General features: G+C 64.6%; 11 protein-coding genes and 2 pseudogenes. 8 read left to right on the forward strand and 5 right to left on the reverse strand.

Going from position 1 to position 12,492, the window contains the following annotated elements; genetic code table 11:
• Nucleotides 1-97: 97 nt before the first annotated feature.
• A complete protein-coding gene (locus ACQVLG_RS28855; protein WP_230540400.1) occupies nucleotides 98-1,024 on the reverse strand; it encodes a LysR family transcriptional regulator in 927 nt (308 codons plus the stop codon).
• Between the two features lie 166 nt (nucleotides 1,025-1,190).
• On the opposite strand from ACQVLG_RS28855, the gene ACQVLG_RS28860 reads away from it, so the two are divergent.
• The 5 genes and pseudogenes from ACQVLG_RS28860 (at nucleotide 1,191) to ACQVLG_RS28880 (ending at nucleotide 7,637) form a co-directional block, all read left to right on the forward strand.
• Nucleotides 1,191-1,892, forward strand: a complete 702-nt coding sequence (locus ACQVLG_RS28860) for a pirin family protein (RefSeq protein WP_474292068.1) — start codon at nucleotides 1,191-1,193, stop codon at nucleotides 1,890-1,892.
• 200 nt (nucleotides 1,893-2,092) lie between these two features.
• Nucleotides 2,093-4,341 (forward strand): annotated as a pseudogene (locus ACQVLG_RS28865) (PhoX family protein).
• Between the two features lie 228 nt (nucleotides 4,342-4,569).
• A pseudogene (ribA, locus tag ACQVLG_RS28870) lies at nucleotides 4,570-5,222 on the forward strand (GTP cyclohydrolase II).
• 70 nt (nucleotides 5,223-5,292) lie between these two features.
• Nucleotides 5,293-6,660 (forward strand): S1 family peptidase, encoded by a 1,368-nt coding sequence (locus ACQVLG_RS28875; protein ID WP_230540395.1) that lies wholly within the window; start codon nucleotides 5,293-5,295, stop codon nucleotides 6,658-6,660.
• Nucleotides 6,657-7,637: an FHA domain-containing protein gene (locus tag ACQVLG_RS28880; RefSeq protein ID WP_474292069.1), complete on the forward strand. Its 981-nt coding sequence runs from the start codon at nucleotides 6,657-6,659 to the stop codon at nucleotides 7,635-7,637. The genes ACQVLG_RS28875 and ACQVLG_RS28880 overlap by 4 nt, the downstream gene beginning before the upstream one ends.
• Before the next feature lie 95 nt (nucleotides 7,638-7,732).
• Here the strand turns inward: ACQVLG_RS28880 and ACQVLG_RS28885 are convergent, their stop codons facing one another.
• The gene (locus ACQVLG_RS28885; protein WP_077409214.1) at nucleotides 7,733-8,137 is read right to left on the reverse strand and encodes a PEP-CTERM sorting domain-containing protein; all 405 of its coding nucleotides are present in this window, start codon (nucleotides 8,135-8,137) and stop codon (nucleotides 7,733-7,735) included.
• Nucleotides 8,138-8,650: 513 nt separating this feature from the next.
• On the opposite strand from ACQVLG_RS28885, the gene ACQVLG_RS28890 reads away from it, so the two are divergent.
• Nucleotides 8,651-8,989 (forward strand): MmcQ/YjbR family DNA-binding protein, encoded by a 339-nt coding sequence (locus ACQVLG_RS28890; RefSeq protein ID WP_230540392.1) that lies wholly within the window; start codon nucleotides 8,651-8,653, stop codon nucleotides 8,987-8,989.
• Between the two features lie 12 nt (nucleotides 8,990-9,001).
• Here ACQVLG_RS28890 and ACQVLG_RS28895 read toward each other — a convergent pair whose 3' ends face one another.
• A complete protein-coding gene (locus ACQVLG_RS28895) occupies nucleotides 9,002-9,622 on the reverse strand; it encodes a TetR/AcrR family transcriptional regulator (RefSeq protein WP_230540391.1) in 621 nt (206 codons plus the stop codon).
• A gap of 223 nt (nucleotides 9,623-9,845) precedes the next feature.
• Between ACQVLG_RS28895 and ACQVLG_RS28900 the strand changes: the two genes are divergently transcribed.
• Both ACQVLG_RS28900 and ACQVLG_RS28905 read left to right on the forward strand, forming a co-directional pair.
• Nucleotides 9,846-10,343 carry an MFS transporter gene (locus tag ACQVLG_RS28900; RefSeq protein WP_474292070.1) on the forward strand — a complete coding sequence of 166 codons (498 nt, stop codon included), beginning with the start codon at nucleotides 9,846-9,848 and terminating at the stop codon, nucleotides 10,341-10,343.
• Entirely contained in the window at nucleotides 10,286-10,933 is a 648-nt protein-coding gene (locus ACQVLG_RS28905; RefSeq protein WP_474292071.1) for an MFS transporter, read from the forward strand. The genes ACQVLG_RS28900 and ACQVLG_RS28905 overlap by 58 nt, the downstream gene beginning before the upstream one ends.
• Nucleotides 10,934-10,936: 3 nt before the next feature.
• Here ACQVLG_RS28905 and ACQVLG_RS28910 read toward each other — a convergent pair whose 3' ends face one another.
• Nucleotides 10,937-11,239, reverse strand: a complete 303-nt coding sequence (locus ACQVLG_RS28910; RefSeq protein WP_474292072.1) for a hypothetical protein — start codon at nucleotides 11,237-11,239, stop codon at nucleotides 10,937-10,939.
• 57 nt (nucleotides 11,240-11,296) lie between these two features.
• Nucleotides 11,297-12,460, reverse strand: coding sequence for a PQQ-dependent sugar dehydrogenase (locus ACQVLG_RS28915; RefSeq protein WP_474292073.1), 1,164 nt, complete (start codon nucleotides 12,458-12,460; stop codon nucleotides 11,297-11,299).
• Nucleotides 12,461-12,492: the final 32 nt, after the last annotated feature.

Raw genomic sequence — 12,492 nt, forward strand, 5'->3', positions numbered from 1 at the left:
TAATCATCAAAATCCCACTATGGGGCATGGAGGTCGGGCGGGAAATACTGTGAATATGGTAACTTAAAAATGTTGGCGTATGTCAACATTTTAAGGCCTACGCCGAATGGCCAGGCAGATGCTGCGCCAGGCGGGCAAACACGTCCGGTTCGCGCATGCGCGCCATCCACCAGCGCAGCGCGGCGCCATCCTCGCCCACGCGCCAGGCCAGGTAAAACGTTTCCGACGGTTTCGGCTCTTCCACGGCCTTTTCCACCAGCAAGCCACGCGCGATGGCGGCGCGCGCGCACGGCCCCGGCAGGAAGCCAAAGCCCAGCCCCAGCACCTGATAATCGAACTTGACCTGCATGTTGGGCACGCTCAAGGCATCTTGTCCCAGCAGCAACCCCACCGTGCGCGGCGCCATCTGGCGCGCCGAATCGGCCACCACCACGGCCCGGTGCTGCTGCAGGTGGCCGCGCGACAGGGGTTCCGGCACCTGCGCCAGCGGATGCGTGGGCGCCACGGTGAAGACGAAGTCGAGCATGCCGATCGGCTGCGCGATATAGCCGCCGCCGGCCGGCCCGTCGCCGGGCGCGCCCACCAGCAAGTCGGCCCTGCGGTCCAGCAGCGCTTCCCAGGTGCCCGACAGGGTGTCTTGCGACAGGCGCAAGCGCGTCTGTTGCGCCACGTCATAGAAGGCGCGCACGTCATCGGCCAGCGCCACGGCGGAAAACATGGAATCGATGCCGATGGACAATTCCGTTTCCCAGCCGGAAGCCACGCGGCGCACGCGGTGTTCGAGGTCCTGCGCCGCCTTCAGCAGATACCTGCCCTCTTTCAGCAATTCCTGGCCGGCCGCCGTCAGCATGACTTTCGGGCCATTGCGCTGGAACACCTGCACGCCCAGGTCGTCTTCCAGCTTGGCCACCGTATAGGAAATGGTGGACGGTACTTTATGCAACTCCTTGCCGGCCGACGAGAACGATCCGCGGCGGTCGATGGCGTCGACGATTTGCAGGGCTTCCAGGCTCAGTCTTAACATTCGATTTTTTCGATCATAGCTCGGTAGATTTTCCGTTTTTCTTTCTCGGCTGGGCGCCCTATACTTTCTCCATCGTACAGCGACGGGCAGATCAGGCGCCACGGCAACTGCCAGGCAACGGCCCTTCGAAATTATCGCACATTAACCTTTAAAAACGGAGTCCACCATGTTACAGATTCGTCATAGCGAAGAACGCGGCGCCGCCAACCACGGCTGGCTCAATTCCCACCACAGCTTTTCCTTCGGCAGCTATCACGATCCGCTGCACATGGGCTTTGGCCCCTTGCTGGTGATCAATGAAGACCGGGTCACGCCAGGCCAGGGTTTCGGCACGCACGGCCACCGCGACATGGAAATCATTTCGTATGTGCTCGACGGCGCGCTCGAACACAAGGACAGCATGGGCACCGGTTCCGTGCTGCACTACGGCGATGTGCAGCGCATGAGCGCCGGCAGCGGCGTGCGCCACAGCGAGTTCAACCACTCGGCGACGGATGGCTTGCACTTCCTGCAGATCTGGATCCAGCCGAACGTGACGGGCATTGCGCCCAGCTATGAAGAGAAACACTTCACGCCGGAAAGCAAACGGGGCAAGCTGCGTTTGATCGCTTCGTCCGACGGCCGCCAGGGTTCCGTGCTGATCCACCAGAATGCGGCCATCTACGCCAGCATCCTGCAGGAAGGAGAACAGGCCGAACATGCGCTGGAAGAAGGCCGCCTTGCCTATGTGCACCTGATTCGCGGCAGCCTGGTCGTCAACGGCACGCCCTTGAAAGCGGGCGATGCGCTGAAATTGACGCAGGAAGCGGCCGTGATCATTACCCAGCCGGAAGACGCGGAATTCCTGCTGTTCGATTTGCCTAAATGATGGTGGCTGGCCATCTTCAGCGCGGCTTTCGCCAGACCAAGTGAGGCCAAGGCAGCCTGACCGGACGGGCCCGTCATGGACGCGGCCCGCACGGCCGGCAGCCTGTCACCGTTTTGTCATCAAGCTGACATGGCGCTGTCACATTCGACAACTATCATGCGGTTGCCTTTAAATCACGCAACCACAGGACATCGCAGCCCATGAACAAGCCCAACGATCTGGCCATCCGCGCCACCGATCTGAACGACATTGACAGCAACGCGTCCCACGACAACCATTTCAACAGCATCCTGAACGCCCGCCTGAGCCGCCGCAACTGGCTGCGCGGCAGCGCCGTCACGGCCGCTACCGCCGTCATGGGTTCGATGGGCCTGTCCGCTTGCGGCGGCGGCAGCGATGCGGCCGCCGTCACGCCAACGCCGACGCCGACGCCGACGCCCGAAAAACTGCTGGCCTTCACGGCCGTGCCAAAAAGCCTGGCCGACGTCGTGTCGGTGCCGGCCGGCTACACGGCCACCGCCCTGTATGCGCTGGGCGACTCGCTGCGCGCGGCCACGCCAGCCTACAAGAACGACGGCAGCGATACCGATTTCGACAACCGCGCCGGCGACCACCACGACGGCATGGAATACTACGGCCTGTCCGCCGCCGGCGCGCCGCTGGCATCCGGCGCCGAACGGGGCTTGCTGGCGATGAACCACGAAGCGACCACCGACGAAAAACTGTCCTCGCACTTCCTGCACGTGAATGGCGGCACCACCACGCTGCCGCGCCCCGCCGCCGAAGTCGACAAGGAAGTGGCCGTCCATGGCCTGAGCGTGGTGGAAGTCAAGAAGACGGGCAGCGCCTGGGCCACCGTCAACGATTCCGCCTTCAACCGCCGCGTCACGCCGCTGACGGATATCGAGCTTGCCGGCCCCGTGCGCGGCAACGCCCTCGTGGTGACCAAGTACTCGCCGACCGGCACCAAGACGCGCGGCACCATCAACAACTGCGGCACGGGCAAGTCGCCATGGGGCAGCTACCTGTCCGGCGAAGAAAACTGGGCCGGCTACTTCACGCGCTCGGCCACCGACAACGCCGCGCGCGGCGACAAGTCCGTGGTGTCGCTGAACCGCTATGGCCGCAGCCAGGGCGGCGCCTCGCGCCACGGCTGGGAAACAGGCGGCAGCGACGACAAGTACGCGCGCTGGAACCTGAGCAAGACCGGCGCATCGGCCGATGGCAGCGACGACTACCGCAATGAGCTGAACGGCATGGGCTACATCGTCGAGATGGACCCGTACGACAAAACCAAGGCGATCCGCAAGCGCACGGCGCTGGGCCGCTACGCGCACGAAAGCGCCGCCTTCAGCGTGCCGGCCGTGGGCCAGCAGCTGGCCGTCTACATGGGCGACGATTCGCGCAACGAATACATCTACAAATTCGTCACGGCCGCCGTCTGGGCCGCCGCGGACGCCAACCCGGCCGACCGCATCGCCACGGGCGACAAATACCTCGATTCGGGCAAGCTGTACGTGGCCAAGCTGGCCGCCGACGGCACCGGCCAGTGGATCGAGCTGGCCCTGTCGAACGCGCTGATCCAGGCGTACGGCGCCTACAAGTTCGCCGACCTGGCCGACGTGCTGGTCAACGCCCGCCTGGCGGCCGACGCCGTGGGCGCAACAAAAATGGACCGCCCGGAATGGTGCTCGGTCAACCCGGCCAACGGCGAGATCTATTACACGCTGACCAACAACTCGAACCGCACCGTCAATCCGAGCGGCTCGTCGCAGCTGGCGCCGGACGGCGGCAACCCGCGCGCCTACACGGACATGAAGGGCAGCAGCGCGCAAAACGGCAATCCGAATGGCCATATCATCCGCTTCAAGGAAGGCACGGGCGCGGCGGCAGCCACCAGCTTTACCTGGGATGTCTACCTGTTCGGCGCCGAGAGCGGCGCCGACGCCAGCAAGATCAACCTGTCGAACCTGACGGCCGACCAGGATTTCTCGAGCCCGGATGGCCTCGCCTTCAGCCCCTACACGGGCATCTGCTGGATCCAGACCGACGATGGCGCGTACACGGACGTGACCAACTGCATGATGCTGGCCGCCATCCCCGGCAAGGTCGGCGACGGCGCCAAGTCCACCCTGAACTACGCCACGGCGGCCGGCGGCAACCTGGCCGTCGACACCTTCATCGGCAAGAAACCCACGGCCGACACGCTCAAGCGCTTCCTGGTGGGGCCGGTCGGCTCGGAAATCACGGGCATCAGCGAAACGCCGGACGGCAAGACCATGTTCATCAACATCCAGCATCCGGGCGAAAACACCAAGCTGGAAAATATCGGCGATCCGTCCAAATACACGAGCCAGTGGCCGGCCAACGCCGGCTATGGGACTGGCAAGCGCCCCGCTCGGCCACCATCGTAATCACCAAGAACGATGGCGGACGCATCGGCAGCTGACGTCCCGTGCCTGCTGGCGGCGGCATCCGCCAGGCAAAGCCAGCCATCCATCCACCTTGTAAAAGGAGGAAGTGCCCCTAAGTAAGGTTCATCACCAGACATTGCAACGACCGAAAGGCAGCCGGGGAAAAACGTTTCCCTGCTTTTTGGTATGATGGCAAGGCGCGCCGGCACCGGAGTGGTGTCGCGCGCCTTTTATTTTTGATAATTACTTATATGAGCACAACCATGCAAAGCGGCGCAGACCTCCTGGCGACAGGCGAATTGGATTACACGACTTCCTGCGCACTGCCGACGCCGTGGGCCCAGTTCACCCTGCACGCCTTTGTCGAGCACGCCACGGGCAAGGAACACCTGGCCATGGTGCTGGGCGATATCGGCAACGGCGAGCCGGTGCTGGCGCGCGTGCATTCCGAGTGCCTGACGGGCGACGTGCTGTTTTCCAGCGCTGCGACTGCGGCGCCCAGCTCGAAGGCGCCTTGAAACGCATCGCCGAGGAAGGCCGCGGCATCTTGCTGTACCTGCGCCAGGAAGGACGCGGCATCGGCCTGATCAACAAGATCCGCGCCTACCGCCTGCAAGAGGCGGGCGCCGACACGGTACAGGCGAATGAACAGCTGGGCTTCAAGGCCGACGCGCGCAACTACACCTTGTGCAAGCCCATGTTTGCGCAATTCGGCATCGACAGCCTGCGCTTGATGACGAACAACCCGCGCAAGATCGCCGCCATGGAAGCGCTGGGCATCACGGTGGCCGAACGCGTGCCGCTGCTGGTCAACCGCAACGCCTTCAACCAGCATTACCTGAATACCAAGCAAAGCAAGCTGGGCCACATGATGACGCCGGAAACGGCGCCGGCGCTGGAAGACGGCGCCCTATAATTGCCCGGCCGGCGCGCAGCGGCGCGCCCTCTGGGCGCCAGCGTCGCTCCTGCTCACGCACAAAGGATGCATGAAATTATCTAACTTCGCCTGCTTGCTGGCCAGCCTGTGCGCTGCCGCAGGCGCCCACGCGGCCCCCGCCGCTGCGACTCCTCCTGTAAAACCGCCGCCGGCCACCGCCGCGCCCGCCGCCACCGAACATGCGTCCCTGCCGCCGCCCTCGTCCGCCGCGCAAAAACTGTACACGGCCGCGCGCGCCGATATTTTGCAAGTGCGCGTGCTGCTGAAAAACGGCCGCACGCAATCGTCGGTCGGCTCAGGCTTCTTGATCGGCACGGGCAACCTGGTAGTGAGCAACTATCACGTCGTGTCGCAATTCGCCCTCGACCCGGACACCTATGTGGGCGAATGGGTCGACACCAGCGGCCAGCGGGGCAATGTGGAATTGCTGGCCGTCGACGTGCTGCACGACCTGGCCGTGCTGCGCGTGAACCGCCATGGCACGGGCTTTTTCAAGATGCCGGAGCCGCTGGCACCGCTGACCCAGGGCCAGTACCTGTATTCGATGGGCAATCCGCTGGACCTGGGCTTCGCCATTTCGGAAGGGTCGTACAACGGCGTCGTCACGCGCAGCTTCTACGACCAGCTGATGTTTACGGGACCGATCAATTCCGGCATGAGCGGCGGCCCCAGCGTCACGGCGAATGGCGACGTCGCCGGCGTGAACGTGTCGAAACGCCTCGACGGCGAACTCGTCAGTTTTCTCGTGCCGGCCCGCTATGCGCAGCAATTGCTGGCCAGGGTGGCGCAGCAAGGCAAGCCGCCGAAGGACTTCAAGCCGCTGGTGACGGCGCAGCTGCTGGCGCACCAGGACGTCATGCTGGCGCGCCTGCTCGACACGCCGCTGAGCTTGAAAGCCATGGGGCCGTACCGCGTGCCCGTGCGCGAGTCGGACCAGATGCGCTGCTGGGGCCGCTCCAACGTCAAGTCCGACAAGCCCTACATGCTCGACAACACGAGTTGCGCCATGGAATCGGCCATCTTCATTTCCGGCGCCCTGCAGACGGGGCAAGTGTCGATGCGCCACGAATTCTTGCGCAGCAGCGAACTGGGCGCCCTGCGCTTCTCCGAGCTGGCCAGCGCCTCGTTCAAGAATGAAAGTTTCGGCAGCTACAAGAGTGCGCACCTGACAGGGCCCCATTGCACCGAACAGTTCGTCAAGAACGCCACCCTGCCCCTGCGCGCCGTCCTGTGCGTGCGCGCCTACCGCAAGTTTACGGGACTGTACGACTTTGCCCTGCTGGCGGCCAGCACCGATGAGCCACTCATGAGCCTGCAAAGCCGCATCGACGCGCGCGGCGTGTCCTACGCCAACGGCATGCGCGTCACGCGCACCTTCCTCGAAGCGCTGTCGCGGGAAAGCAGCCGCAAGCCATGAAGCCTCCCTATTACATCGAAGTCCTCGCCGAGAATGGCGAGGTACGGCAGCGCCAGCGGATGGAATCCCTGCCGATCCACATCGGCCGCGGCTACGACAACGACTTCATCCTCGACGACGCGCATACGGCGGCCCGGCACGCCATCGTCGAGGACGACGGCGCGGGCGGCCTGCTGCTGCGCGACCTGGGCAGCCAGAATGGCGTGGTCCACCGGGGCCAGCGCCAACTGCACGTGGCCTTGAGCGGCAACAGCATCGTGCGCCTGGGCCACACGCGCCTGCGCGTGCGCGCCAGCGACCATCCGGTGGCGCCTGAACTGGGCGATACCACCAGACATGACTGGGAAGGCTTGCGCCCCGCCGTCGCCGGCCTGGCCATGATCGGCGCCTCCGCCGCCTTCAGCAACTGGCTCAGCGATGCGGAAGCCTTCGACCCGATTTCCTACCTGATGATCATCGCCTACGCGCTGGCAGGCGGCCTCGTGTGGGCATCGATCTGGGCCGTGGCAAACCGCCTGTTCGGCCACGTGGCGCGCTTCGGCCGCCACCTGTTCATCATCGGCTGCGGCTTGCTGGCCATGGAAGTGTGGGAACTGGCAAGCAATGTGACGGCGTATGCATTCTCGCTGGAAGTGCTGACGCGCTACGGACGCCATATGTTCATCGTCATTGTATGCGCGATGATCTACTACCATTTGTGCACGATCAAACCGCAGCATCCGCGCCGCTTCGGCCTCGTTGCCGTCGTGCTGGCCATCCTTGGCTCGACCCTGATTTTACTGAGCAACCTGCAGATCAGCGGCCGCCTGGCCGACGAGGCCTACATGTCGGCGATCTACCCGCCTGCCCTGCGCCTGAGCCCGGATCACACGACGGACGCCTTCTTCCGCGGTGCGGCAGGCCTGCAGCGCGCCGTCGACGCCGAACGGGGCAAGGCGGCCAAGGGGGCCGACGAAGACGAGGACAACGGCGATTGAACCGCTATCATGCAAAAAGCCCGCCGTGTCCTGACAGACCGGCGGGCTTTTTTACGTGCGCCGCGAAGGGCGCAGAATACTGCCAGAACTCGTGCTTAAAACTTGTCGTCCTGTTTGTGGCGCGCCGTGAAGCCCAGCAAGCCCAGGCCGATCAGCAGCATGGCGTAGATGGTTGGTTCCGACACTTCCGACACCAGGCCGTCGGTGCCGGCAATGCTGGACGGATGGTTGCCAGCCGCCTTGAATTGCACTTGCTGGCCACCATCGCAGCAGTTTTCCAGTTCGAAGAGGCGCAAAGTGTGGCTATCGACCAGCAAGGACCTCGAGGCGCTGAGGAACTGGCTGCCATTATCGCTGGCAGCGCCCGCCGCACCATAGGCGGCGGAATCGTGCGCGCCAGCGTTCCAGTAGCCGGTGGACAAGGGGATGGTGCTGGCGTTCGCATTGGCAAACACAGCGGCAACGATCAGGAACAAGGCGATTCTGGGCAAGTTTTTCATGATGGTCTCCAATCAGTATTCAACGGGCGCAACAGGCGTGAGGGCGCTTGAGCTGAATACACGCTGCATTGTGGCGTGTCGGCGTAGCGCAGGAAGTGCAAGGATGAGCGGTCGGGGACGTGGCTGCCGCAAAACATCGCGGACTTGCGGCGTGCCATGGCGGCACTGCAAGCGTCCTGGAAAGGGTTCGGGTTCCCGGGACAAAACCAGACAGTTGACGGGTCAGGTGAAACGTTGAATCTATTTTATCTTAAATTCCCTGGAAGAAAAGTATTTTTCTTTTAGTCATGTAAGATACTTTTATGGCAAGCAGGCAAAAACAGGCTCGACAGCCCTGCCTGCACGGGCATGGGGCCCCTTGCTCGGTAGCCGGAGGTGTCGCGCAAGCACCACAAGCGTGCGCGGCAGTGTCGCATCTTGCGCATTTCTTTTCGCACGCCGCTGCACCACGGGGCGAAACAGCGTGGCAAAATGTAGTCACGCTGCTATCTATCCGAACAGGGGGAAAGAGGAATGGTCGACCTGGAAGAACTACGCTATCTGGCACTGTCGTTTCCCGACACCACCGAGGAAGATCACCACGACCGTCCAGCCTTCCGCGTGGGCGGGAAGATCTTTGCCACCCTGCCCGACGACGAGCACATCAACGTGCTGCTCGATGCGGAAGCGGCGCATATCGCCACCGTCATCACGCCCTCCGGCTGCGAAAAACTGTGGTGGGGCGAACGCCTGGCCGGCATCACGGTGTGCCTGGCCGATGCCGAGCTGGACATGCTGGCCGCCGCCCTGACGGCCGCCTGGCGGCGCAAGGCGCCGAGCGACCTGGCCAAGACCATCTCGCCGACGGGGTAGTTACATCGGTAGCTACATTGGCCAATTGCGCAGCAGCAAGCCCACCATTTGCTGCAATTGCTCGCGCGATACGCCCGCCGCCGCCTGGATGGCCATGCCCTGCGACAAGGTCACGACGAAGCGCGCCTGCTGCTCCGGGCAGGAATCGGGCGGCAAATCCCCCTCCTCCTTCGCGCGCCGCAAACGGTCGCGCAGCTTGATTTCACCGCGCAGCCGGCGCGCAAACAATTCATCGCGGATCGGCAAGGCATCGTCGCTGCACGCCAGCGCCGCATTCACGCCCATGCAGCCGTGCGGGCCGTCCGGCATGGTTTGCGCGTCGACATACTGCGTCAGCAAGGCTTCCACCACCTGGCGCGCCGTCGGCTGTTCCAGCGCGGCATCGAAAAAGCGCATGCGCGTATCGCTGTAGCGCTCGAGCGCCTTGTGGAACAGCTGCTCCTTGTTACCGAAGACGGCATACAGGCTGGGCCGGTTCATGCCCATGGCTTTCGTCAATTCCGGCAAGGAACTGCCTTCATAGCCTTTTTCCCAGAATACCTTCATGGCGCAATCGAGCGCTTCGTCCGCATCGAAGGTGCGCGGCCGGCCCGTTTTCGCCTTGCCCTCTTGCTCTTTTTTATCTTGTTTCATACCGTTCGGTAAAAAATTATTGACAACACTGTCTGCCTGCCCTGATTATATACCGACCGGTTAAAAACCTCCCGGCTTTTCAGGAACCTCACATGCAAACACTTTCCAACGCTACTGGCGACGATACCACCGTGGCGCCCTGGCTGGCGGTATTATCCGTCTCGGCATCGGCGCCTTTGCCCTCGTCACTTCCGAATTCCTGCCCGTCGGCCTGCTGCCCGCGATGGCGGCCGAACTGGCCATCAGCAAGGGCCAGGCGGGGCTGATGATCACCACGCCCGGCATCGTCGCCGCGTTCGCCGCCATCTTCGTCACCGTCGGCTCGGGCCGCCTGGACCGCCGCATCGTGCTGCTGGCCCTGACGGCCCTGCTGGTCGCCTCGAACCTGCTGGTGGCGCTGGCGCCGTCGTATGGCTGGATCTTGCTGGGGCGCGCCCTGCTGGGCGTGGGCGTGGGCGGTTTCTGGGCCATCGGCAGCGCCATCGGCCCGCGCCTGGTGGCGCCGCAGCATGCGTCGCGCGCCATGTCCATCATCTTCGCCGGCGTCTCGCTGGGCACGGTGGCGGGCGTGCCGGCCGGCGCGCTGGTGGGCGAGCTGGTGGGCTGGCGCGTGGCCTTCGGCGCGGCCAGCGCCATTGCCGTGCTGGTCTTCATCGGCCAGCGTTGCTGCTGCCCAGGCTGCCGCCGACGCAGGCCATCCGCCTGCGCCAGTTGCCGATGATCTTCGGCATCCGCAAGGCCAGGCTGGGCCTGATCGCCACGGCCATGCTGTTCACGGGCCAGTTCGCCGCCTACACGTATATCGCGCCCTTCCTCACGCAGATCTCGCACCTGGCGGCCGGCACGGTCAGCGCCATGCTGCTCGTGTACGGCGCTGCCGGCTTTATCGGCAACCTGGTGGGCGGCTGGGCCGCCGGCCGCTACGAACGGGCCGCGCTGATGGCGACGGGCGCCGTGCTGGGCGTGTCCACGCTGGCGCTGGCCGCGCTGGGCAGCCATGCGCCGACGGCGATGCTGCTGGTGGCCGTCTGGGGTTTCGGTTTCGGCGCCATGCCGATTGCCGTGCAGACGTGGATGTTCAAGGCGGCGCCGGAACTGATGGAAGGCAGCAGCGCCCTGTTTGTTGCCATCGTACAAGTATCGCTGGCGTCGGGCGCCTTGCGGGTGGGCGGCATGGCCGTCGACCGGCTGGGCGTATCGAGCGCGATGGTGGTGGGCGGCGCGTTCGCCCTCGCCTGCGCGCTGACAATCGCGCTCTTCGGCAAGCCGCGCGCCAGCGCCAAGGCCGGCGCGGCCTGCATCGCCTCGTAGGTATCAGATGCGGCCGCGGCGGAATTCTCCGAGGAATTTCGTCACTTCGGCCGGCGTCATCACCACGTCCGCGTCGCCGTGATACGCATACAGGAAAGGCGTGCCGCCCAGGCGGTCCGTCAGCTTGGCAAAGAGTAAAAAGCGGCTGCCCAGCGGGTAGCGCTGCAAGTCCGACAGGCGGCGCGAGCACTGCACCGCCAGTTCCGGCGAAAAAGCCTGGCCCGGCACGGGGCGGATTTCCACGCGGCCGTGTATGTCGCGCGATTCGACGGCAACGTGCCGGTATGCATAAGTATCACGGGCCATGCCGCCACCTTGAATGAAGTAAAGGCGCCATCTTAAGCGAAGATGGCGCTGCCCGTGCTACTGCGGCACGATGCGCAGCAAACGGCCATTGTCTTCGTCCGTCAGCGCATACAGGTAGCCGTCCGGCCCCTGGCGCACGTCGCGCACGCGCGCGCCGATGGCCAGGCGGTCCTGCCCCGTCACCTTGCCATTCGCATCGACGGCGATGCGGCGGATATCCTTGGCCGCCAGGCCGCCGCTGAAGATGCTGCCGCGCCAGGCGGCAATCTTGTCGCCCGTGTAGACGGCCAGCCCCGACGGGGCCGGCGACGGCACCCAGGCCACGCTCGGGTTGAGCATGCCCGCCACCTCATGCTTGCCGACGGGTTCATGCGTCGTATAGTCGGCGCCATAGCTTTGCAAGGGCCAGCCGTAGTTGCCGCCCGCCACCACCAGGTTCAGCTCGTCGCCGCCGTATGGCCCGTGTTCCGTGGCCCATACGCGGCCGGAAACGGGGTCGAGCGCCAGTCCCTGCACGTTGCGGTGGCCATACGACCAGATTTCCGGCAAGGCGCCCCTGGCGGCCAGCGGATTGCCGGGCGCCGGCTTGCCGTCGTCCGTCAGGCGCAGGATGGAGCCCTGGTGCGTGGCCAGGTTTTGCGCCTGCTCGCGCGCCAGGCGGTCGCCTATGCGCAGCGGCGGATTGCCGCCGTCGGCCACGCTCATCAGCAAAGTGCCGTCCGGCAGCCACAGCAGGCGCGAACCGAAGTGCTGGCCGCCGCTCTTGTCGGTCGCCACCTTGAAGAGGGTCTGGATACCCGTCACCTTCTTGCCATCGAACACGCCCCGCACCAGGGTCGTGCGATTGGCGTCATTGTTGCCCGTGGACACCGTCATGTACACGCGCGGATGCGGCTTGCCCGCATCCTGCGGGTGCAGCACGATATCGAGCAAGCCGCCCTGCCCGCCCGTAAACACCTTGGGCATGCCCTCCAGCGCCACATCCTCGAATTTCTTGCCGTTCAGCAAATGCAAGGTGCCCTGCTTGCTGGTGACGAGCGCGCGCCCCTCGCCCAGCCAGGCGATGCCCCACGGCTGGCGCACGCCCTGCGCGACGGTCTCGGCCTTCCAACCCTGTCTGGCGGCGGGCGGCTCGCCCGTGGCTGGCAGTTCGGCCCAGGCCGCTGGCGCGGCAGTCAATGCCAGGGCAAGCAAGATGCTGCTACGGCGTAACTGGAACATGGCTACTCCTGTCGGTGGTCGATCAATGGTTG

This window comes from Janthinobacterium sp. TPC_1 (assembly GCF_056037845.1).

What these genes read in the sequence shown, in the direction of transcription:
- ACQVLG_RS28910 (WP_474292072.1), bottom strand. Translation starts at nt 11,239, where the DNA reads ATGGCCCGTGATACTTATGCATACCGGCACGTTGCCGTCGAATCGCGC.
- ACQVLG_RS28885 (WP_077409214.1), bottom strand. Translation starts at nt 8,137, where the DNA reads ATGAAAAACTTGCCCAGAATCGCCTTGTTCCTGATCGTTGCCGCTGTG.
- ACQVLG_RS28875 (WP_230540395.1), top strand. Translation starts at nt 5,293, where the DNA reads ATGAAATTATCTAACTTCGCCTGCTTGCTGGCCAGCCTGTGCGCTGCC.
- ACQVLG_RS28915 (WP_474292073.1), bottom strand. Translation starts at nt 12,460, where the DNA reads ATGTTCCAGTTACGCCGTAGCAGCATCTTGCTTGCCCTGGCATTGACT.
- ACQVLG_RS28880 (WP_474292069.1), top strand. Translation starts at nt 6,657, where the DNA reads ATGAAGCCTCCCTATTACATCGAAGTCCTCGCCGAGAATGGCGAGGTA.
- ACQVLG_RS28860 (WP_474292068.1), top strand. Translation starts at nt 1,191, where the DNA reads ATGTTACAGATTCGTCATAGCGAAGAACGCGGCGCCGCCAACCACGGC.
- ACQVLG_RS28895 (WP_230540391.1), bottom strand. Translation starts at nt 9,622, where the DNA reads ATGAAACAAGATAAAAAAGAGCAAGAGGGCAAGGCGAAAACGGGCCGG.
- ACQVLG_RS28900 (WP_474292070.1), top strand. Translation starts at nt 9,846, where the DNA reads ATGGCGGCCGAACTGGCCATCAGCAAGGGCCAGGCGGGGCTGATGATC.
- ACQVLG_RS28890 (WP_230540392.1), top strand. Translation starts at nt 8,651, where the DNA reads ATGGTCGACCTGGAAGAACTACGCTATCTGGCACTGTCGTTTCCCGAC.
- ACQVLG_RS28855 (WP_230540400.1), bottom strand. Translation starts at nt 1,024, where the DNA reads ATGTTAAGACTGAGCCTGGAAGCCCTGCAAATCGTCGACGCCATCGAC.